Source organism: Pseudonocardia sp. 73-21 (assembly GCF_001899645.1).
Taxonomy (GTDB): Bacteria; Actinomycetota; Actinomycetes; order Mycobacteriales; family Pseudonocardiaceae; genus Pseudonocardia.
On record NZ_MKVV01000091.1, the window covers coordinates 1 to 20649 of the forward strand.

Sequence of the window (20649 nt, forward strand, 5' to 3'; positions counted from 1 at the left end):
CAGACGGCCTTGAGGGACCCTGACCGTCCCCAAGACTGCATACAGCGCTAATTCAGGAGCCTCCTAGTACGAGCGCGGCAGGCCCAGGCTGGTCTGTGCCACGAAGTTGAGCACCATCTCACGGCTGACGGGAGCCGTTTTGAGCATCCGGGCCACGAACCACAGGTCGGCCAGCCCGTACTCCAGGGCGAGTCCGTTGCCGCCGTGGGTCTGCATGGCCTGGTCCAGGGCCTTCAACGACGCATCGGCGGCCGCGAACTTCGCGATGTTGGACGCCTCGGCCGCATCGGCGCCCGCGTCGAACAGCTCCGCGGCGCGGAAGGCCATCAGGCGGGAGAGCTGCACCCCGATGTAGGCCTCGGCGAGCGGGTGCGCCACGCCCTGGTGGGCGCCGATCGGGGTCTTCCAGACCTGCCGCTCGTTCGCGTAGCGGGTGGCCTTGTCCAGCGCGTAGCGGGCGATGCCGTTGCTGATGCAGGCCGCCGTGATGCGCTCGGGGTTGAGACCGGAGAACACCTGGCGCAGCCCCTTGCCCTCGTCACCGATGAGCGCCTCGGGGCCGACGGGCACGTCGTCGAAGAACACCGTGAACTGGTGCTCGGGCTGCTGCAGCGCCGCCTCGATGTGGGTGAACGACAGGCCCGGCGCGTCGGTGGGCACGACGAACAGCGAGAGCGGGTGGCGACGGTTCGGCTGGGCCGTGTCATCGCCCCGCCCACCCTGGCGGGTGACGACCAGGACCGCGTCGGCCTCGTCGATCCCGGACGTCCAGTACTTGGTGCCGCTGATCCGCCATCCCCCCTCGCCGTCCGGCCGGGCCGTCGTGGTGATCTCGTGGCTGTTGGAGCCCGCGTCGGGCTCGGTGATCGCGAAGGCCATCTTCAGCGAGCCGTCGGCGATGCCGGGCAGCCAGCGCTGCTTGAGCTCGTGGCTGCCGTGGAGGTCGATGATGGTGCCGCAGATGGCGGGGGAGATCACCATCATCAGCAGCGGGCAGCCCTGGGCCGAGACCTCCTCGACCACGACGGCCATGTCGGTCATGGTGCCGCCGCCCCCACCGTAGGACTCGGACAGGTGCACGCCCAGGAACCCGGCCGCGCCGAGGTCCTTCCAGAGCTCGGTGGGCTCCTCGTGGGCCTTGGCCTTGCGCATGAAGTAGTCGTGGCCGTAGCGGCCGACGAGCTTGGCGACGGACGCCCGCAGCGCGGCGCGCTCCTCGGTGTCGGCGACGATGAGCGAGGTGTTCACTTCTCTCCTCGGAAGCTGGGGCGGCGCTTCGCGGCGAACGCCGCGATGCCTTCGCGTGCGTCGGGTGTGGTGGACGCTGTGACGATCAGGTGCTTCTCGTCGGCGAGCTGGTCGCGCAGGCCGGACTCGAAGCTCTGCCGCAGCAGGGTGCGCATCCCGCCGAACGCCCGGGTGGGGCCGTTCGCGAGCCGTTCCGCGACGACGCGGGCCTCGGCGTCGACGTCCGCGCTCGGCACGGTGCGGTTGACCAGTCCCCAGTCCAGCGCCTCCGCCGCGGTGAGGCGGCGGTTCAGCAGGAACATCTCCTGTGTCCGCCGCATCCCGATCAGGCGCGGCAGGAACCAGGTGTTGCCGCCGTCGGCGGTGAGCCCGAGCGCCGCGTAGCCGACGGTGAAGACGGCGTCGTCCGCGGCGACGACGTAGTCCGCGGCGCCGACCAGGCCGAGGCCGCCGCCGGCCGCGGCCCCGCGCACCCCGACGACGAGCGGGGCGTCGAGCTCGGTCAGGCGTTCCAGCGCGAGGTGGTAGTCGTCGATCATGCGGCGCAGCACGTCCGGGAGCTGCTGCGCGCCGGCGAGCATCGGGACGTCACCGCCCGCGGTGAGCATCGGCCCGTTGCCGAGCAGCAGCACCACCCGCACCGACGGGTCCTCGGCCAGCCGGGTGGCCAGTTCGGACAGGTCGCGGGCCATCGCGACGTCGATGGCGTTGTGCTGGTCGGGACGGTCGAGGCGGACGGTGGCGATGCCGTCGGCGACGTCGAGGGTGAGGGTGGTGAAGGGCGCCGCGGAGTCGCTTGCGGGCTCGCGTATCGGTGCCGCGGAGTCGCTTGCGGGCTCGCGTATCGGCGCCGCGGAGTCGCTTGCGGGCTCGCGTATCGGCGCCGCGGAGTCGGACGTCACCGCCCGCGGTGAGCATCGGCCCGTTGCCGAGCAGCAGCACCACCCGCACCGACGGGTCCTCGGCCAGCCGGGTGGCCAGTTCGGACAGGTCGCGGGCCATCGCGACGTCGATGGCGTTGTGCTGGTCGGGACGGTCGAGGCGGACGGTGGCGATGCCGTCGGCGACGTCGAGGGTGAGGGTGGTGAAGGGCGCCGCGGAGTCGCTTGCGGACTCCGGTGTTGGCGCCGCGGCGTCGGTCCACCGCGCCGTGTCCGTGTACTGCTCGAGCGCGCGGATCCGCCCGTCCGTGACCGTGATCAGGTGGGCGAAGCCGGCGTCCAGCGGTGTGCCGCCGTGGCGCCCCGTCCCGGTGTAGCGGCCGGTGACCAGCAGCCTGCCGTCCGCCAGGGGGAGGAACCGCTCCGGCTCGGCGTGGGCGGCGAAGTGGCGGCCGATGGCGCCCCACCCGTTGCGGCGCATGGCATCGGGGCCGTCATGCTCCCCGCCGATCCCGAACGGCATGCCGTCGGCCAGCACGCCGCGGAAGTCGGGAGCCAGCAGCGCGTCGAGGGCGGGGCCGTCGCCGGTGGCGAGCGCCGTGTAGAGGTGCTGCGCGAGAACCGCGGCGGAGTCCATGCGGGGCCTGCCCTTCTTTTCTAACCAAGAATAGACAGATCTCCACCGGGGTCGCAACGGGTCAGGGCATCGCCGATCCGCCGCCGACCGCCACCACCTGTCCGGTGACCTGCCGCGCCGCCGTCTCCGAGGAGATCCACAGGACGGCGTGGGCCACGTCGTCGGGGGTGGTGGGGCGACGCAGGGGCTGGGTGCGCACGATCGCGTCGAGCTGCTCGGGGGTGAAGAGGTCCTCGCGGGCCCAGACGCTGCCCGCGCCGACCTCCTCTCCTCCGGGCGGGACGACGAGCCCGGGAGCCACCACGTTGGCGCGGATGCCGTGCCGCCCGTGCTCGCGCGCCACGGTGCGGGCCAGCGCGATGAGTCCGGCCTTCGTCGTGCCGTAGACGCCCTGGCGGACCGCGCCGAACGCGGCGTCGCTGGAGAGGAACACGACCGAGCCCCGCCCGGCGTCCCGCATCGGGCCCAGCACGGCCTGGGTGCAGTCGATGGCCGCGAAGAGGTTGACGTCGATCGTCTTCTGCCACAGCGAGCGGTCGGTCTGTTCGGCGAACCAGCCCGGCTCGCTCCAGCCGGCGTTGTTGACCAGCACGTCGATCCCGCCCCAGGCCTCCACGGCCGCGGCCGCCACGCGGGCGCCCGCGCCGTCGGCGGTGAGGTCGAGGACCAGCTCCCGCGCGTCCTGCGCGCCGGCGGCGAGCAGTTCGCGTCGCACCGCCTCCGCCTGCTCGCCGTCACGGTCGACGACGAGGACCCGGGCCCCCTCCCGGGCGAAGCCGCGCGCGATGCCGCGGCCGATGTTGGCCGCGCCGCCGGTGACGACGACGCGGGCGCCTGCGTGTCCCAGATCCATGCCACTCCCCGTTTTTTATGTCATATTAGACAACGTGTCCCCGAGCTACGACGAGCTGATCCGGTCCGACCGCGTGCACGGATCGCTCTACACCTCACCGGAGATCTTCGCCGACGAGCTGGCGAGGATCTGGTACTCGAGCTGGGTGTACGTCGGCCACGTCAGCGAGATCGCGAACCCCGGCGACTACGTGCGCAAGAACATCGGGCCGCAGGACGTGATCATGAGCCGCAGCGCCGACGGCGAGGTGCACCTGCTGCTCAACCGCTGCGCCCACCGCGGCAACCTCGTGTGCGAGGCCGACGCGGGCAACTCCAGCTCGTTCCGCTGCCCGTACCACGGCTGGACCTACCGCAACTCCGGCGAGCTGCTCGGCTACCCGTTCCCCGAGGGCTACGGCGGCCGCGGGAAGCTCGACCTCGGCCTGGGCCGGGTGCCGCGCATGGCCGTCCACCAGGGCTTCGTCTTCGGCAGCTTCGCCCCCGACGGCATCTCGCTGGCCGAACACCTCGGTGACGCCGCCGGGGAGATCGACCGGCTGGTGCACCTGTCGCCCGAGGGCGAGATCGAGATCAGTGCCGGCTGGCTCAAGCACCGCGCCCGGGCCAACTGGAAGCTCCTGGCCGAGAACGAGACCGACGGCTACCACCCCCAGTTCGTGCACGCGTCGATCTTCAGCGTGGCCGAGAGCGGCATCGGGGCGCTCTACAGCGAGAAGTCCGAGGCCGTGACTAGGGCGTTCGGCCACGGGCACAGCGAGAACGACCTGCGCCCGGAGTTCCGTCGGCTCGGGACACCGCTCGGCTGGTTCGGCACCACCGAGGAGCGGATGCCCGACTACGTGGCCGCCATGCGTGGCGCCTACGGGGAGGCGGCGCAGGAGATCCTCGTCGAGGGCGCCCCGCACGTGATGATCTTCCCGAACCTGTTCATCGCCGAGATCCAGATGTTCACGATCCAGCCGCTGGCCCACGACCTCACCGTCCAGCACGTCACGGCGGTGCAGCTCAAGGGCGCCCCGGAGATGAACCGGCGGATGCTGCAACAGTGCGTCGGGTCGGTCGGGCCCGCCGGGCTGCTGCTGGCCGACGACACCGAGATGTACGAGCGCAACCAGGTCGGCGTCGCCGAGCTGCGGCCCGAGTGGCTCGACGTCCGGCGCGGCGCGCACCGCGAGTACGTCGACGAGCGCGGGCTGACGGTGGGCGGGGCCACCGACGAGACGGCGATGCGCGGATTCTGGTCGCACTACCGGGACGTGATGGCGTGACCGCTCTGGAACTCGACATCCGCCAGATCGAACAGTTCCTCTACCGCGAGGCGCGCCTCGCCGACGAGCACCGCTACGACGACTGGGAGGCGCTCTGGACCGACGACGCCCTCTACTGGGTGCCCGCCGGCTCCGACGACGCCGACCCCATGACGCGCATGTCGGTCGTGCACGACAACCGCAACCGCATCGCCACCCGCGTCAAGCAGTTCAACACCGGCCGGCGCCACTCCCAGACGCCGACGTCGCGCCTGCGGCGGGTGGTGTCCAACGTCGAGATCATCGACGACGCAGGTGACGACCTCACCGTCGAGGCCAACTTCGTGCTCGTCGAGTCCCGGGAGCGGGGCAAGGAGATCTGGGCGGGGCGCTACACCTACCGTCTCCGTATGGTCGACGGAGATCTGAAGATGTCCTACAAGAAGGTCGCGCTGGTGGACAACGCGCGCGTCCTGCCCACGATGTCGTTCCTCATCTGATGCTGCCCAGAATCGGCATCGTCAGCAACGAGTTCGCGGCGGTCGCCGTCGACGTCGACGCCGCGGCCAACAGCCCGCGGCTGCGGCTGGAGGACCGGCGGACCGGTCGCGTCCGCTACCTCGACGCGCTGGAGCTGGAGACGCTGGTCTGGTTGCCCGAGGGCAACCTGAGGCAGCTGCTCGACCCCTCAGCGGACCGTTGGAGGGATGGATGATGTCGGAGGTGCTCACGCGCGTCGAGGGCAACGTCGCCCACGTGACGCTCAACCGGCCGCAGGCCCGCAACGCGATCACCGTCGGGCTGGCCTCGGCGCTGCGCAACGCGCTGTCCGACGCCGCCGTCTACGCCGACGTGATCGTCCTCCGGGGCGCGGGCGGACACTTCAGCGCCGGCGGCGACTTCCACGAGGTCGCCCGGCTCCGCGCCCAGGGGCCGGAGGCGTTGCGGCCGCTGTTCGAGACGTTCATCGGCGCGTGCGAGCTCATCGCGGAGCTGCCGATCCCCGTGGTGGCCGCGGTCGAGGGCGTCGCGATGGCGGGCGGGTTCGAGCTGATCCAGTCCGTCGACATCGCCATCGTCCGTGACGACGCCGTGCTCGCCGACAACCACGCGAACTTCGGGATGATCCCGGGCGGCGGCGGGTCGCAGCGGCTGCCTCGCATCGTCGGCCCGCAACGGGCGCTGGGCCACCTGCTCACCGGTGACCGGATCTCCGGCGCGGAGGCCGCGGCGTGGGGGCTCGTCTACCGCTCGGTGCCGCCGCCGGCGTTCGAGCAGGCCGTCGCGGCGCTGGTGGCGAACCTCGCGGGCAAGGACCGCGCCGCGCTGGGCCGCATCAAGCACCTCGTCCGCACGGGCCTGCGCGGCTCGCTGCGCGACGGGCTGGCGATGGAGACCGCGTCCACGCTGGAGCACCTCGCCGGTCATCGGGCCGGTGCCGGCATCGCACGATTTCGGGAGCGACCGTGAAGCTCATCGACGCAGGTCAGGTACTGCTCGACCTCGACGACGACGGGGTGGGCCACCTGCGCCTCAACCGCCCCGAGGCGTCCAACGGCATGGACGTGCCGTTCCTGCGCGCCCTCTACGACGCGATCATGCGGGCGCACGGCGAGCCGGACCTGCGCGTCCTGCTGCTCTCGGGCGAGGGCCGGCACTTCTGCGCGGGTGGCGACGTCACCACGTTCGCGAGCAAGGGCGACGGCCTGCCGGACTACCTGCGCGAGGCCACCTCCTGGCTGCAGATCTCGGTGCAGGGGCTGCTCGGGCTCCAGGCCCCGGTGATCGCGGCGGTGCACGGCTTCGCCGCTGGCGGGGGCGGGTTCGGGCTGGTCTGCGCGTCGGACATCGTGATCGCGGCCGAGTCGGCGAAGTTCATGTCCGGGGCCGTCCGGGTGGGCATGGCTCCGGACGCCGGCTCGTCGGTGACGCTCCCGCAGCTCGTCGGGGTGCGGAAGGCGATGGAGATCTTCCTGACCAACCCGACGCTCACCGCCGCCGACGCCCTCGACATCGGGCTGATCACGCGCGTGGTGCCCGACGACGTGCTGCACGACGAGGCCATGGCGCTGGCCCGCACGCTCGCGGCGGGTGCGCCGAAGGCGCTGGGCGCCACCAAGCGGCTGGTCTGGTCGGGGCTCGGCAGCCGCGTCGAGGCCCAGCTGCCGGAGGAGGCGCGCACGGTGGCGGAGCTGTCGGGCACCGCGGACTCCCTGGAGGGCCTCGCCGCCGTCATCGAGCGGCGGGCGCCGCACTTCACGGGAAAGTAGGGATCGCATGGCCGGGGTCGAGGGTCGCAGCATCGTCGTCACGGGGTCCGGCAACGGCCTGGGCCGCGAGTACGCGCTGGTGCTGGCGGCGGCGGGCGCGAAGGTCGTCGTCAACGACCTCGGCGGGGCGCGCGACGGCACCGTCGGGGAGGCCGTGGCCGGCTACGACAGCGTGGCTTCCGAGGAGGGCGGGCTCGCCATCGTCGCCACGGCGACCTCTACGGCGGCTACCACGTGATCCACGCGGCCTGGCCGCACTTCCGCGAGCAGGGCCACGGCCGCGTCGTGGTCGCCACGTCCACGTCGGGGATCTACGGCAACTTCGGCCAGGCCAACGACGGAGCGGCCGAGGGCGGGCTCATCGGCCTGATCAACACCCTCGCCACCGAGGGCCGGAAGTACGACATCCTGGCCAACGCGATCGCCCCGATGGCGGCCACGCGCATGACCGAGGACATCGCGCCGCCGGAGGTGCTGGCCGCGCTCCCGCCCGCCCACGTCGCGCCCGTGGTGGGCTACCTGCTCACCGACGAGTGCACCGAGACCGGCAGCATGCTCGTGCCGGCGGCGGCCAGGTGCACCGGGTGAAGCAGTTCCAGACCAGGGGCGTGGCGTTCACGTCCGTGCCCGGCATCGAGCAGGTCGGTGACCGGTGGAGCGAGATCGTCGACCTCGAGGGCGCCGTACCGGGGGCCGATCCGGCAGGGTGAGCGCTGTGACAACACCCCATGGGAGACCACTCGAAGGGCTGCACGTCGTCGAGTGCGCGAGCTTCGTCGCCGGACCCACCGGCGGCATGACGCTCGCGCAGCTCGGCGCCGACGTGATCCGGATCGACCCGGTCGGCGGCGGCAGCGACCACCTGCGCTGGCCGGTCGCGGCCGACGGCGAGAGCTTCTACTGGGCCTCGCTCAACAAGGGCAAGCGCTCGGTGGCCGTCGACATGCGCAGCGACGAGGGCAAGGAGCTGGTCACGGCCTTGATCACCGCGCCCGGCCCGGACCGCGGCGTGCTGATCGACAACGTCGTCGGGCGCCGCTGGATGGCCCACGACACCCTCGCCGCGCGGCGGGCGGACCTGATCCACGTGCGCGTCCAGGGCTACCCCGACGGGCGGCCCGCGGTGGACTACACCGTCAACGCCGAGGTCGGGCTGCCCGGCATCACGGGCACCGAGGAGGGCGGGGCGCCGGTCAACCACGTCCTGCCGGCGTGGGACCTCGTCACCGGGCTCAGCGTCTCCACGGCGGTCCTGGCCGCGCTGCGCGACCGGGACCGGAGCGGCGGCGGCGCGTTCGTCGAGATCGCGCTGTCGGACATCGCGCTGGCCGGGGTGGCCAACCTCGGCTGGCTGTCGGAGGCCGCCGAGCGCGGCGTCGAGCGGCCCCGGCACGGCAACCACGTCTACGGCAGCTTCGGCGTCGACTTCGCCTGCCGCGACGGCCACCGCGTCATGGTCGTGGCGCTCACCGAGGGCCAGTGGGCCGCGCTCTGCTCGGTGACCGGCACCGGCAAGGTGTTCGAGGCGCTGGAGGCGGCCATGGACGCCGACCTCACCCGCGAGGCCGACCGCTACCGCCTCCGCGAGACGATCGCCGCGATCCTGCGGCCGTGGTTCGCCGCCCGCGACCGGGCGCAGGTCTCCACCGAGCTCGACGGCGCGCGCGTGCTGTGGGGTTGCTACCAGGGCATGACCGACGTGGTGGCCGCGCACCGCGACGGCGCCCACCCGGTCCTGGCCGACCTGACGCTGCCGGGTTCGGCGGCGGCGATCACGGCCCGTTCGCCGCTGCGCTGGAACGGCGAGCACGGGGACGCCGGGGCGGCGCCGTCGCTGGGGCGGGACACCGGGGCGGTGCTGGCCGAGGTACTGGGACTGTCCGACGCGGAGATCGGCCGGCTGGCCGGGGCGGGAGTGGTGGGATGAGACGTGTGGTGTGCGCCGAGTTCGGTGGCCCGCTGTCGGTGGTGGAGGAGCCCACGCCGGAGCCCGGGCCCGGCGAGGTGCTGGTCGAGGTCGAGGCGGCGGGCGTCAGCTTCGTCGACGGCCTGATCGCCGCGGGCCGCTACCAGGTGCGCCCGCCGCTGCCGTTCACGCCGGGGTCGGCGGTGGCGGGCCGCGTGGTGGCCGGCCCGTCGACCGGTACCGCGGTGGTCGGGCTGATGATGGGCTTCGGCGGCTACGCGTCGCACGTCGTGCTGCCCGCGGCGTCCGTGGCGCCCCTGCCCGGCGGTGTCTCCCCGCAGATCGCGGTGGCGGCGGTCGAGAGCTACTCGACGCTCGTGTTCGCGGTGACGCAGCGCGTGACGATCGGGGTGGGGGAGTGGGTGGTGGTGCTCGGCGCCGGTGGCGGCATCGGCCTGGCCGCCGTGGACGTCGCCCGCAGCCTGGGCGGACGCGTGCTGGCCGTCGCGTCGTCGCGGGAGAAGCGCGACGCGGCGCTCGCGGCCGGTGCCGAGACCGCCATCGACTACACGGACCTCAAGGACGGCATCCGCGCGGCCACCGGCGGCGGCGCCGACGTCGTGATCGACCCGGTGGGTGGCCCCGCGGCCGAGTCGTCGCTGCGTGCGCTGAACGCGGGCGGCCGGTTCTGCGTGCTCGGGTTCGCCTCGGGGGAGATCCCGCGGCTGCCGGCCAACATCGTGCTGCTGCGCAACCGCGCGGTGGTCGGCGTCGACTGGGGCGACTGGGCCCGCGCCGACGCCGATGCCGCGGTCGCCCTGCTGGCCGACGTGCTGGGCCGGATCGGCTGCGGCGAGCTCCACCCCGCACAGCCCCGGACGTTCCCGCTGGCCGACGCGGAGAAGGTGCTGCAGCTCTTCGCGGACCGGGCGGTGACCGGCAAGATCGCGCTGCTCCCGTAGGACCGGTCAGCCGCGGGAGCGTTGGGCGATGTCGCGGCCGATCAGTTCCTTCATGATCTCCGTCGTGCCGCCGTAGATCGTCTGGATGCGGCCGTCCACGAACGCGCGCGCCACCGGGTACTCCATCATGTAGCCGTAGCCGCCGTGCAGCTGCACGCACTGGTCGGTGATGCGTTTCTGCAGCTCCGAGAGGTACCACTTGCCCTTGGCCGCGTCGGTCGCCGAGAGCTCGCCGGCGTTGAACGCCAGCACCTGGCGGTCGACGTAGGCCTCGGCGACGTCGAGCTCGGTCTCCATCTCCGCGAGCACGAAGCGGGAGTGCTGGAAGTCGCCGATCGGCTGGCCGAACGCCGTGCGCTCGAAGCAGTAGCGGGCCGTCAGCTCGTACACCGCCCGCGCCCCGCAGTAGGCCGAGGCCACGATGCCCAGGCGCTCCTGCGGCAGGTGGCTCATGAGGTGCTGCATCCCGCGGCCCTCGACGCCGATCAGGTTCTCGGCGGGGATGCGCGCGTTGTCGAAGTACAGCTCGCCGGTGTCCTGGGCGTGCAGGCCGACCTTGTCGAGCTTGCGGCCGCGGGTGAAGCCCGGCGTGTCCGCCTCGACGACGAGCAGGCTGAACCCGCGCGAGCCCGCGTCGGGATCGGTGCGCACGGCCACGATCACGACGTCGGCCGTGGTGGCGCTGCTGATGAACGTCTTGGCGCCGTTGAGGATCCAGTCACCTGCCTCGTCGCGGTGGGCGTTGGTGCGGATGCCCTGCAGATCGCTGCCGGTGCCGGGCTCGGTCATCGCGAGCGCGCCCAGCAGCTCGCCGCGCGTGAACGGCTCCAGCCAGCGCTTCTTCTGCTCGTCGGTGGTGAGGTCGAGCAGGTAGGACAGCACGAGGTCGTCCTGCAGGCCGAGCGTCATGGTGAACGAGGTGGCGCCGATGCGCGCGCACTCCTCGTTGACGACCATGCGGTAGCGGTAGTCGGTCTCGCCGGCGCCGCCGTACTCCTCGGGCACCGCGAGCGCGTAGACACCCTGCGCGGCGGCCGTGCGGAACACCCCCTTGTCGATGACGCGCTCCTGCTCCCACCGCAGGTAGTGCGGCTCCACCTCGCGGGCGAGGAACGCCCGGACGGTGTCGCGGTACCGCTCGTTGTCGTCGGTGTAGAGCGTGCGTCGCATGGCGTCAGACTCCCGCGCCGATGGGGTGGTGCACAGTGCTCATTTCGCCTCCGCCGGAACGCGTGCGTCGGCGAGGATCTGCTCGACCACGAGCTTCGCGGTCTCCGCGCACGCCGTCGTGCCGCCGTTGGCGTACTCCTTGACGCCGTCGCCGACGTTCCAGAGGTTCGGGATCGGCGTGGTGTGCGGCAGGTCGTGACCCGCGACGGCGCGCTGGGGCGGCCAGCCGTCGCGCATCACGGCCACCGAGAGCTCGCGCGCGCCGTCGAAACCGGGGATGTGCGCGCGCAGGTCAGCGCGCAGCAGCGCGATCTCGGCGGCCTCGTCGAAGTCCCCGACGGCGGGCTTCGGGACGGACGCGGCCACGTAGAGGTTCCAGCCCGGCGGGGCCATCTCGGGGCAGGTGTCGGTGAAGTTCGCGACGTAGCAGAGCCGCTCCGTGACCGAGAACAGCAGCATGCCCGGCACGTCGACGAGACGCTCCCGGCTGGCGAAGTTCAGGGCGAGCATCGAGCAGGGCCGGTCCTTGATCCGCACCTGCTCGCGGTAGTCCTCGGGCAGGTGCTCCGCGCCGACGAGCCCGACGGTGGCGGCGGGCCCGACGTCGGACACGGCCACGTCGCAGGTGACCCCGACGGTCTCGCCGTCGCGGGTGACGGTGGCCTCGGTGACCCGGCCGTCGGTGACGTGCAGGGCCTCCACCTGCGACGACAGCCAGATCTCGCCACCCCGCGCGGTGACGGTGGCCGCGAGGCTCTCCCAGACGCCGATGGTGCCGTCGGGGCAGAAGCCGAAGCGCTTGAACGCCGACTTGCGCGTGAAGTAGGTCAGGAACACCCGCGCGGGCAGCTCCTCGGAGCCCACCGCGAACACCGACGCGCACATGTTGCGGAACACGCCCTGCACCGCGGCGCTCCTCGAGTACCTCCCCACCCAGTCGGCCGTGGAGAGCTCCTCGCCGGGCAGCGCGTCGTCGTCCTTGCGGGCGGCGCCGATGCCGCTGACGAGCTTCGCGCCCTGGCGGGTGAGGGTCGAGAGGAGCATGCCCCAGCCGCCGCGGGTGACGTCGAGGTTCTTGTTCCCGACGCGGTAGAGCACCGGCACCGCGGGCGTGCGCACGTCGAACTGCGCACCGACCTCGGCGAACGTCTCCTCGGTGATGCCGCCGACCTCGATGACGATGGCGCCGTCGTTGACGCGGAAGCCGTCGATCTCGGTGGTGGAGGCGCGGCCGCCGACCTTGTCGAGGCGTTCGACGACGAGCGTGCGGTAGCCGGCGTGGGCGAGGCGGGCGGCGGTGAACAGGCCACCGGCGCCCGCCCCCACCACCAGGGCGTCGAACTGGGTTCCGGGCACCGTCGCTCCTCCGCCGTCCACCATTTATTGAAGGTAGATTAAACCGATGGGGTGGCGGCGCGCCAGTCCCGTCAGCCGACGGCCTCGGTGGGCTCGGGCAGCGGCTCGTGCTCGGTCAACGGGGTCGGGCGGGGGCGGCGCGGCTCGCGCACACCGGCCGAACCCCCGCCCCGGCCGATCCAGAGAGTCAGGACCGTTCCCGGCTCCACCATCGCTCCGGACTCCGGGCTCTGGTCGGTCACGAGATCGTTCGGATGCTCGTCCGCCGACACAGGTATCCCGTCGGGACCCACGCCCTCGGCGAAGAGTCCCTTCTCGTGCAGCACCGCGCGGGCCGTGGTCCACGACATCCCGACCACGTTCGGAACAGCGACCGTCTGCTGCCGGCGCGCGTGCCCGGCGGCCCGCCGGGTGAGCGCGCTCGCCGCGAGATCGAGCTCCGGGCCGAGGACGTCCCCGGCGGCCGGCTGCTCCCCGGCATGCTGCTGGGCCTCGTCCAGATCGCGCCACCGCTCCCACGCCGACTGCCGGGTCACGCCGAGACGCGTCGCGATCTCGGCCCACGACTTCTTCTGCGCACGGGCGGCCTTCACCGCTCCGAGCTCCGCCTGGTCGAGCAGGCGCCGGACCGTGCCGATGTCGTCCAGCGCGCGCAGGGCCTCCACGCCACTGCGCGCGGGGGAGCCGTCTCCCCAGCCGTCGAGCCGCTCCCAGGCCCGGCGACCGTCCTTCCACGTGTCACCCATAGCGTCAGGCTACCCTGACGGCCCGGCCAGAGCTCGCGAAATCGCGCGGGCACTCGTGCGCACCAGCGGCGCCAGGGCGTGGGGTGACGTGCTGCCGTGGCGCACCACCAGCGACACGGCGGCCACGACGATCCCGCGGGCGTCGTGCACCGGGGCGGCCACCGACAGCGAGTCGGCGGTCACCTGGCGGTCGCTGATGGAGAAGCCGCTGGTCCGGACGTCGGCGAGCATGCCGCGCAGTACCTTCGGGTCGGTGACGGTGTGGTCGGTGAACCGCTCGACGGGCGCGGCCAGCACGTCCTCCTGCAGGTCGGGCGGGGCGTGGGCGAGCAGCACGAGCCCGACGCCGGTGGCGGTGAGCGCGAACCGGCCGCCCACCCGCGTCAGCACGGGAACGGCGCCGCTGCCCGCGATCCGCTCGACGAACACCACCTCGGTGCCCTCGCGCACGGCGAGCTGGACGTTCTCCCGCGTCACCTGCGAGAGATCCTCCAGGAACGGCAGTGCGCGCTCGCGCAGGGCCATCCCGCGCGGGGCGAGCGACGCGATCTCCCACAGCCGCAGCCCGATGCGGTAGCAACCGTCGTCGTCGCGTTCGAGCGCGCCCCAGGCCACGAGCTCGCCCACCATCCGGTGCACGGTGGAGACGGGCATCCCGGCGCGGCGGGCGAGATCCGAGAGCGTCAGCGCCGGGTGCGCCGGGGAGAACGCGCCGAGGACGCGCAGGGCGCGGCCGATGACCGGCCCGGTCTCCACCACGGCACCTCCCGCCCGTTACAGCTCCAGCACCAGTCTCGGGCACGCCGCCCGCGACACGCAGACGAACATCGTGTCGTGCGCGGCGCGCTCGACGTCGGTCAGGAGGGCGTCGCGGTGGTCGATCTCGCCGGCGAGCACCCCCGTCTCGCAGGTGCCGCACGTGCCCTCCCGGCACGAGGACAGGATGTCGACGCCCGCCTGCTCCAGCACGTCGAGCACCGAGCGGTCCGCCGGCACGGTCAGGGTGCGGCCGGACTGCGCCAGCTCCACCTCGAACGACGCCGTCGGCCCGTCCTGCTCGCGGGCGGTGAACCGCTCCACCCGCAGCCGCTCGGCCGGGCAGCGGGCCAGTGCGGCGTCGATCAGCGGGCCGGGGCCGCAGCAGTAGACGAGCGCGCCGTCGGTGTCGGCCAGCACGGCGTCGAGGTCGAGCAGGCCGTGCTCGTCCTGCGGGCGCAGCTCCACCTGGCCGGCGGGGAGCTCGCCGGTGAAGGCCATCGACGCCGCGGTGCGGCCGCCGTAGACGAGCCGCCAGTCGGCCCCGGCCTGGTCGGCGGCGCGGAGCATCGGGAGGATCGGTGTGATCCCGATGCCCCCCGCGACGAAGACGTAGCGCGCGGCGGGCTCCAGCGCGAAGTGGTTGCGCGGGCCCCGGACCTGCACGGATGCGCCCATCTCGTCGTGGACGAACGCTGAGCCGCCGCGGCCGTCGGGCTCGCGCAGGACGGCGACGCGCCAGGTCGCCCGGTCGGCCGGGTCGCCGCAGAGCGAGTACTGGCGAACGAGATCCGGGCGCAGCAGGAGGTCGATGTGGGCTCCGGGTTCCCACGGAGGCAGCTCCCCGCCCGACGGGTCACGCAGCTCCAGCGCCACCACACCGTCGGCGACCTCGTGCCGTGCGGCCACGGTGAGAACGAGGTCGGTGTCCACGGGCGGCGTCATCGCGCACCCACCAGCTCGGGCGTCTGCGGGTGGTCGGCGGTCCCGTGCCCGACCGGGTGCGCGAGCAGCCACTCCCACACCTCGACCGGTTCCTCGGCCACGTGCTCGGCACCGCAGTGGCAGCGGCCCAGCAGCTGGTCACTGCCCGGCAGCCACACCACGCGCAGCACCTCAGCTCACCGCCGGCACGGGCTGGGTCAGGCGCGTGAGCATCCGGCGCGCGGCGAGCCCGCCGGTGTCGATGTTGATCGACAGCTCCTGGTAGCCGGGCGGCTCGATGGCGATCACGCGCTCCAGCACGTCGAGCGCCTCGACGTCCTGCAGGACGACGGTGCGGTTCTGCTCGGCGAGGAAGTCCGAGACGCTCTCGTCGTCGCGGGCGAAGTCGCGGGCCACGGCCCAGAAGTCGTGCGTCGAGGTGTCGGTCTCGGGGGTGATCGCGTAGACGACCTCGACGTGGAAGGCGTCCGGATCCGTCCCGTCGGGGTCGGGCACGCTGCCGACCGGCGCGATCCGGCTGTGCAGCAGGTAGAGACACGGCGGGGTGTACTCGATGTCCTGCCACCGGCTGATGCGCCCGGTCAGGCCCGTCGACCGTGAGTAGAACGGCGGGCACTCGGCGTCGGCCATGTGGCGCGCGACGCGCACGACGCCGGCCTCGTCGTCGACCTCGGTGGTGATCGGGGTGCCGGCCACCTCGGGGGTGCCGATGTAGCCGCCGTGCAGGTAGGTCTCGTGGGAGAGGTCGAGCAGGTTGTCCACGAGCAGGCCGAAGCGGGCCGCGAGCGGCTCCATCCCGGAGACCGTCGTCCAGTCCCGGGAGTCGAGCCACGGCGCGCGGGGGACCGGCGTCGCGTCGGCGCGGTCGGGGTCGCCGATGAAGACCCAGACGAACGAGTCCTGCTCGACGACGGGGTAGCTGCGCAGCCGGGCGGTGCGGGGCACGCGGGTCTGGCCCGGCACCGCGACGCACGCGCCGTCGGCGCCGTAGGTGAAGCCGTGGTACCCGCAGACCACCTGGTCGTCGACGAGCCGCGTCGGGGCCTGGGAGAGCGGGAAGCGCCGGTGCACGCAGCGGTCGGACATGGCGGTGACCTGTCCGGATGCGGTGCGCCAGAACAGGATCGACTCGTTGCAGATGGTGCGGGAGAACAGCTCCCGGCCGATCTCGCGGCCGTATGCCGCCACGTACCACTGGTCCTGGGGGATGGTCGACATCGAGCGCTCCCTTGCGTCGTCGGTGTTGCCATCGTGTGGGGGCACCCCCGGGTGGACGAAGGTGACTTCCGGATGCCGGAAACCAACCGCGCGACTCGCGGGCGGTGGTCAGTGGCCCAGCGTCGTGTCGATGAAGGCCCGTGCGGCCTCGGTGAGCCTCCCGCCGCGGTGGACCAGCCACTGGGGGAGCAGCTCGGGCGGGTCGAAGCCGTGGACGTCGGCGCCGGCCCGCCCGGCCAGGTCGGCCCAGCCGTCGGGCATCAGGCCGGCCCCGATGCCGCGCAGCACCATCGGCAGCACCATGCTCCGGTCGCCCACCTCGGCCACCACCGTCATGTCGCCGACCGTGCCGGCGAGCCGGTCGAACAGCGCCCGCACGGCCGTGGTCCGGGCGGGCACCACGAACCGCATGCCCCGCAGCTCGTCGCGGCGCACGGTGCGGCCCTTCCCGCCGAGCGCACCGGGCGGGACGACGAGCAGCAGTTCCTCGTCGCGCAGGTGGTGGGCCACCAGTCCCGGCGCCGCCGGGCGCTCGGCACTGCCGCACACCCCCGCCTCGCACCGGCCCTGGGCCACCATCGCGACGACCTCGGCCGCGGACAGCGCCGACGTCGTGCTGACGGTGACGCCCGGGTGTCGCTCGCGCAGCTCGGCGACGACGCGCGTGACCGGCTCCAGTCCCGACGACGACGTCGCCGCCACCTCCACCCGCCCGACCGCGCCCTCGCCGATCGCGTGGGCCGCGGAGCGCAGGGCGTCGAAGTCGCGCAGCACCAGCCGTGCGTGCCCGGCCAGGGCCTCGCCCGCGGCGCTGAGCAGCGCCGACCGTCCCACCCGGTGGAACAGCTCGACCCCCAGCTCGCGCTCCAGGTTGGCGACGGAGCGCGAGAGCGACGGCTGCGCCACGTGCAGCGCACGGGCGGCCGCGGTGAAGCCGCCGCGCTCCACGACGGCCACGAAGTACTCCAGCTGGCGGCGCTCCATGGCCGCTATTCATAGCCCACAACTATGACGCTGGTGTGCGACATGTCTTGGACGCCGCGGGCGATTCCGTGTGGACTTCCACCGATGTCCACGACGCGGCCGACCCTCCAGGGCACCTTCGGCATGGCCTCGTCCACGCACTGGCTCGCGTCGGGCTCCGCGATGGCGGTCCTGGAGGACGGCGGCAACGCCTTCGACGCCGCGGTGGCCGCCGGGTTCGTGCTGCAGGTCGTCGAGCCGCACCTCAACGGGCCGGGCGGTGACCTGCCGCTGATCCTGGCGCCGGCGGGCGGCCGGGTGCAGGTGCTGTGCGGGCAGGGCCCGGCGCCGGCCGGGGCGAGCGTGGCGTCCTACACCGGGCTCGGCCTGGACCTCGTGCCCGGCACCGGGCCGCTGGCCGCCGCGGTGCCCGGTGCGGTCGAGGCCTGGCTGGTGCTGCTGCGCGACCACGGCACGAAACGCCTGGCCGACGTCCTGAAGTACGCCATCGGCTACGCCGCCGACGGTCACCCCGCCGTCGAACGGATCGGCGGGGCGATCGCCGCGGTGCGCGAGCTGTTCGAGACCGAGTGGACGACCTCGGCCGATCTCTATCTGGACGGCGGTGCGCCCCCGAAGCCGGGTGCGCTACTGCGCAACCCCGCGTTGGCGGCCACCTGGCGGCGGCTGCTGGCCGGGTCGGCGGGGGGTACCCGCGAGGCCGAGATCGACGCCGCCCGGCGCGTGTGGCGCGAGGGCTTCGTGGCCGAGGCGCTGGTGGCCGCCGCCGCGCGGCCGACGATGGACACCTCCGGCGAGCGGCACACCGGCTTCCTCACCGCCGACGACGTCGCCGGCTTCGAGGCCGGATACGAAGAGGCCGCCACCTTCACCTGGAACGGCTGGACGGTCGCGAAGCCCGGCCTGTGGAGCCAGGGTCCGGTGTTCCTGCAGCAGCTCGCCCTGCTGCCCGACGAGCTGGACCCCACCTCCCCCGACCACATCCACACCCTCGTCGAGGGCACCAAGCTCGCGATGGCCGACCGCGAGGCCTGGTACGGCGACCGCGCCGACGTCACGCTCGACGCCCTGCTCGCCCCGGCCTACAGCACGGCCCGCCGCGATCTCGTCGGCGCCATCGCGTCGTTCGAGCTGCGCCCCGGCAGTCCCGACGGGCGGGCGCCGCGCCTGCCCGCCGCGCACGCCGGATCCGTGCCCGCGACGGCCGGGTCGGGCGAGCCCACCGTTGCCGTCGACGGCAGTACGCGCGGCGACACGTGCCACGTCGACGTCGTCGACCGATGGGGCAACATGATCTCCGCGACGCCCAGCGGCGGCTGGCTGCAGTCCAACCCCGTGGTGCCCGAGCTGGGCTTCCCGCTGGGCACGCGGCTGCAGATGGCCTGGCTGGAGGAGGGCCTGCCCAACTCGCTGACCCCGGGGAAGCGGCCCCGCACCACGCTGAGCCCGTCGCTGGCCCTGCGCGACGGTGAGCCCGTGCTGGCGTTCGGCACTCCCGGCGGCGACCAGCAGGACCAGTGGACGCTGAACTTCCTCGTCGGTCTCGCCCACCGGGAGCGGGTGCGCGGCGGCCTCGACCTGCAGGGTGCCATCGACGCCCCGAACTGGCACACCGACAGCTTCCCCAGCTCCTTCTACCCACGCGGCACCGCGCCCGGCAGCGTCGTCGTCGAGTCGCGGATCGGGGAGGAGACGATCGCCGAGCTGCGCCGCAGAGGCCACGACGTCACCGTCGCCCCGCCGTGGTCGGAGGGCCGGATCAGTGCCGTGGCGCGGGATCCGGAGTCCGGCGTCCTGTCCGCGGGCGCGAACCCCCGCGGCATGCAGGGGTACGCCGCCGGCCGTTGACCGGGCCCGCACGACCACCGGGAGTGCGTCGTATCCGGCACGTCCTGACGGCCCTCTCGGTGGCCGCGCTGCTCGCGGGCCGCGTGCCCGTTCAGCCGGTGGCCGCGCTCGTCCCGCACCTGGCCACGGGAGGTCCTGGGCGCACCCCGGGCGGACTCCACGCGGGCGCTGCTCGCCGCGGTGCCGGGAGGGCGGGTCGCGACATCCTCCTAGGTGATCAGGTCCGGGTGATGGCAGAGTCGCGGCGACAACACGTCCCGTGACGGAGGTACCCGTGGCCCGGCCCACCCGCAACGCGCCGACCCTGGAGTCGGTGGCCGCCCGTGCGGGCGTCTCGCGGGCGACGGCGGGCCGGGTGCTGGCCGGGTCGTCGAAGGTGGGGGAGCAGGCCCGGGAGGCGGTGCTGGCCGCCGCCGCGGAGCTGTCCTACGTCACCAACCGGGCGGCGCGTTCGCTCATGACGCGGCGCAGCGACTCCATCGCCTTCGTCGTGGCGGAGCCGGAGGACAAGTTCTTCTCCGACCCCTACTTCGCCTCGGTGCTGCGCGGCGCCCACGCCGCCGTGGCCACCCACGACGTGCAGCTGATGTTCGCCGTCCTCGCCGACGACGCCGAGCGCGAGCGGTTCGAGCGATTCGCCCGCGGCGGCCACCTCGACGGCGTGGTGTTCGTGTCGCTGCACGGCGACGACCCACTGCCCCAGCGCCTCCAGCAGGCCGGGGTGCCGGTGATCCTGTCCGGGCGGCCGTTCGCCAACGACCTGCCGCCCGTGAGCTACGTCGACGCCGACAACATCGGGGGCAGCCGGGCCGCCGTCCGGCTGCTGGTGGAGCGGGGCCGCACCTGCCTGGCGACGATCACCGGCCCGCTCGACATGACCGCGGCGCAGGACCGCCACGACGGGTTCGTCGCCGAGCTGGCCGACCACGGCCTGACGGTGGCGGGGGTGGAGCAGGCCGACTTCTCGGTCGAGGGCGGCCGGCGCGCGATGCTGGCCCTGCTCGACGCCACCCCGGGCGTCGACGGGGTGTTCGCGGCCAACGACCTGATGGCCCTCGGTGCGATGCAGGCCGCGGCGGAGCGGGGGCGGCGGGTACCGGAGGACCTGTCGGTCGTCGGGTTCGACGACATCCCCCTCGCCGCCGCGGGCTCCCCGCCCCTGACCACGGTGCGCCAGCCGATGATGGAGATGGGGCAGGCCCTGGCCGCCCGCCTGCTGGAGTTCGTGGACACCGGGGAGGCCCCGGAACCCCTCGTGGTGCCGACGGAGATCGTGCTGCGCGGCACGGTCTGAGCGCGGTTCGGCATCACCGGCGGGAGTGGGTCCGGACCCGTGTCCGGCGGGCTTTCATGATCACCGCCCGCCTGCTCCGCGCTCCACCGGAACCAGTGCGCGCCCGGTGCGGTGATCGCCTGGGTGGGGTGTGTGGCCGGCGCCCGTCCGCACCCGGTGATCACCGCGTACGCCGCGCCGTTGGGTGCCCCACGCCCGTGAGAGCGCTCTCTTGACATGATCGGGTGTCTGCGAGACCCTCATCACATCGTGAGAGCGCTCTCCCGTCGTCGACGGTGAGGTGCCCCACGCCCGGTCGACGACGCCCCGGCCCCGCCCGAAGGAGC

General features: G+C 73.3%; 24 protein-coding genes. 12 read left to right on the plus strand and 12 right to left on the minus strand.

Annotation, left to right across the window (positions count from 1 at the left end; genetic code table 11):
* Nucleotides 1–63: 63 nt before the first annotated feature.
* The 4 genes from BGP03_RS27835 to BGP03_RS27850 all read right to left on the minus strand — a co-directional run bounded on the left by BGP03_RS27835 (nt 64) and on the right by BGP03_RS27850 (nt 3619).
* Nucleotides 64–1248 (minus strand): acyl-CoA dehydrogenase family protein, encoded by a 1185-nt coding sequence (locus tag BGP03_RS27835; protein ID WP_299738101.1) that lies wholly within the window; start codon nt 1246–1248, stop codon nt 64–66.
* Nucleotides 1245–1940 (minus strand): enoyl-CoA hydratase-related protein, encoded by a 696-nt coding sequence (locus BGP03_RS27840; protein ID WP_299738104.1) that lies wholly within the window; start codon nt 1938–1940, stop codon nt 1245–1247. The genes BGP03_RS27835 and BGP03_RS27840 overlap by 4 nt, the downstream gene beginning before the upstream one ends.
* Nucleotides 1837–2766 (minus strand): nuclear transport factor 2 family protein, encoded by a 930-nt coding sequence (locus BGP03_RS27845; protein WP_299738107.1) that lies wholly within the window; start codon nt 2764–2766, stop codon nt 1837–1839. Before BGP03_RS27845 ends, BGP03_RS27840 begins: the two co-directional genes overlap by 104 nt.
* 61 nt (nt 2767–2827) lie before the next feature.
* Nucleotides 2828–3619, minus strand: a complete 792-nt coding sequence (locus BGP03_RS27850) for an SDR family NAD(P)-dependent oxidoreductase (RefSeq protein WP_296367996.1) — start codon at nt 3617–3619, stop codon at nt 2828–2830.
* A 34-nt stretch (nt 3620–3653) separates the two neighbouring features.
* On the opposite strand from BGP03_RS27850, the gene BGP03_RS27855 reads away from it, so the two are divergent.
* From BGP03_RS27855 to BGP03_RS27900, 10 genes are read left to right on the plus strand one after another with little or no spacing between them, the layout of a single operon-like run.
* A complete protein-coding gene (locus BGP03_RS27855; RefSeq protein ID WP_296367998.1) occupies nt 3654–4889 on the plus strand; it encodes an aromatic ring-hydroxylating dioxygenase subunit alpha in 1236 nt (411 codons plus the stop codon).
* A complete protein-coding gene (locus tag BGP03_RS27860) occupies nt 4886–5368 on the plus strand; it encodes an aromatic-ring-hydroxylating dioxygenase subunit beta (RefSeq protein WP_296368000.1) in 483 nt (160 codons plus the stop codon). Before BGP03_RS27855 ends, BGP03_RS27860 begins: the two co-directional genes overlap by 4 nt.
* Nucleotides 5368–5583, plus strand: a complete 216-nt coding sequence (locus BGP03_RS27865; RefSeq protein WP_296368002.1) for a hypothetical protein — start codon at nt 5368–5370, stop codon at nt 5581–5583. The genes BGP03_RS27860 and BGP03_RS27865 overlap by 1 nt, the downstream gene beginning before the upstream one ends.
* Entirely contained in the window at nt 5580–6338 is a 759-nt protein-coding gene (locus tag BGP03_RS27870; RefSeq protein ID WP_299738112.1) for an enoyl-CoA hydratase/isomerase family protein, read from the plus strand. The genes BGP03_RS27865 and BGP03_RS27870 overlap by 4 nt, the downstream gene beginning before the upstream one ends.
* Nucleotides 6335–7138 carry an enoyl-CoA hydratase-related protein gene (locus BGP03_RS27875; RefSeq protein WP_296368005.1) on the plus strand — a complete coding sequence of 268 codons (804 nt, stop codon included), beginning with the start codon at nt 6335–6337 and terminating at the stop codon, nt 7136–7138. Before BGP03_RS27870 ends, BGP03_RS27875 begins: the two co-directional genes overlap by 4 nt.
* Before the next feature lie 7 nt (nt 7139–7145).
* Nucleotides 7146–7376 (plus strand): hypothetical protein, encoded by a 231-nt coding sequence (locus BGP03_RS27880; protein ID WP_296368007.1) that lies wholly within the window; start codon nt 7146–7148, stop codon nt 7374–7376.
* Entirely contained in the window at nt 7373–7726 is a 354-nt protein-coding gene (locus BGP03_RS27885; RefSeq protein WP_296368008.1) for an SDR family NAD(P)-dependent oxidoreductase, read from the plus strand. The genes BGP03_RS27880 and BGP03_RS27885 overlap by 4 nt, the downstream gene beginning before the upstream one ends.
* Nucleotides 7723–7848, plus strand: coding sequence for a hypothetical protein (locus tag BGP03_RS27890; RefSeq protein ID WP_296368009.1), 126 nt, complete (start codon nt 7723–7725; stop codon nt 7846–7848). The genes BGP03_RS27885 and BGP03_RS27890 overlap by 4 nt, the downstream gene beginning before the upstream one ends.
* A gap of 5 nt (nt 7849–7853) precedes the next feature.
* Nucleotides 7854–9065: a CoA transferase gene (locus BGP03_RS27895; RefSeq protein WP_298798995.1), complete on the plus strand. Its 1212-nt coding sequence runs from the start codon at nt 7854–7856 to the stop codon at nt 9063–9065.
* Nucleotides 9062–10006, plus strand: coding sequence for a zinc-binding dehydrogenase (locus BGP03_RS27900; protein WP_296368013.1), 945 nt, complete (start codon nt 9062–9064; stop codon nt 10004–10006). The genes BGP03_RS27895 and BGP03_RS27900 overlap by 4 nt, the downstream gene beginning before the upstream one ends.
* A gap of 6 nt (nt 10007–10012) precedes the next feature.
* Here BGP03_RS27900 and BGP03_RS27905 read toward each other — a convergent pair whose 3' ends face one another.
* From BGP03_RS27905 to BGP03_RS27940, 8 genes are all read right to left on the minus strand, one after another.
* Nucleotides 10013–11176 (minus strand): acyl-CoA dehydrogenase family protein, encoded by a 1164-nt coding sequence (locus BGP03_RS27905; RefSeq protein WP_298798996.1) that lies wholly within the window; start codon nt 11174–11176, stop codon nt 10013–10015.
* A 39-nt stretch (nt 11177–11215) separates the two neighbouring features.
* Nucleotides 11216–12532, minus strand: coding sequence for an NAD(P)/FAD-dependent oxidoreductase (locus tag BGP03_RS27910; RefSeq protein ID WP_296368017.1), 1317 nt, complete (start codon nt 12530–12532; stop codon nt 11216–11218).
* Between the two features lie 71 nt (nt 12533–12603).
* Nucleotides 12604–13278 carry a PASTA domain-containing protein gene (locus BGP03_RS27915; protein ID WP_296368019.1) on the minus strand — a complete coding sequence of 225 codons (675 nt, stop codon included), beginning with the start codon at nt 13276–13278 and terminating at the stop codon, nt 12604–12606.
* A gap of 9 nt (nt 13279–13287) precedes the next feature.
* Nucleotides 13288–14034: an IclR family transcriptional regulator gene (locus BGP03_RS27920; RefSeq protein ID WP_296368021.1), complete on the minus strand. Its 747-nt coding sequence runs from the start codon at nt 14032–14034 to the stop codon at nt 13288–13290.
* Nucleotides 14035–14052: 18 nt separating this feature from the next.
* Complete coding sequence (locus tag BGP03_RS27925; protein WP_298799001.1) at nt 14053–14979, minus strand: PDR/VanB family oxidoreductase; 927 nt, start codon at nt 14977–14979, stop codon at nt 14053–14055.
* Entirely contained in the window at nt 14976–15140 is a 165-nt protein-coding gene (locus tag BGP03_RS27930) for a hypothetical protein (protein WP_296368024.1), read from the minus strand. The genes BGP03_RS27925 and BGP03_RS27930 overlap by 4 nt, the downstream gene beginning before the upstream one ends.
* Before the next feature lie 10 nt (nt 15141–15150).
* Complete coding sequence (locus BGP03_RS27935; protein ID WP_296368026.1) at nt 15151–16197, minus strand: aromatic ring-hydroxylating dioxygenase subunit alpha; 1047 nt, start codon at nt 16195–16197, stop codon at nt 15151–15153.
* 108 nt (nt 16198–16305) lie between these two features.
* The gene (locus BGP03_RS27940) at nt 16306–17181 is read right to left on the minus strand and encodes a LysR family transcriptional regulator (RefSeq protein WP_296368028.1); all 876 of its coding nucleotides are present in this window, start codon (nt 17179–17181) and stop codon (nt 16306–16308) included.
* A gap of 84 nt (nt 17182–17265) precedes the next feature.
* Between BGP03_RS27940 and BGP03_RS27945 the strand changes: the two genes are divergently transcribed.
* Nucleotides 17266–19029 carry a gamma-glutamyltransferase gene (locus tag BGP03_RS27945; RefSeq protein ID WP_298799005.1) on the plus strand — a complete coding sequence of 588 codons (1764 nt, stop codon included), beginning with the start codon at nt 17266–17268 and terminating at the stop codon, nt 19027–19029.
* Between the two features lie 259 nt (nt 19030–19288).
* Complete coding sequence (locus BGP03_RS27950) at nt 19289–20323, plus strand: LacI family DNA-binding transcriptional regulator (RefSeq protein WP_298799007.1); 1035 nt, start codon at nt 19289–19291, stop codon at nt 20321–20323.
* The last annotated feature ends 326 nt before the right edge of the window (nt 20324–20649 follow it).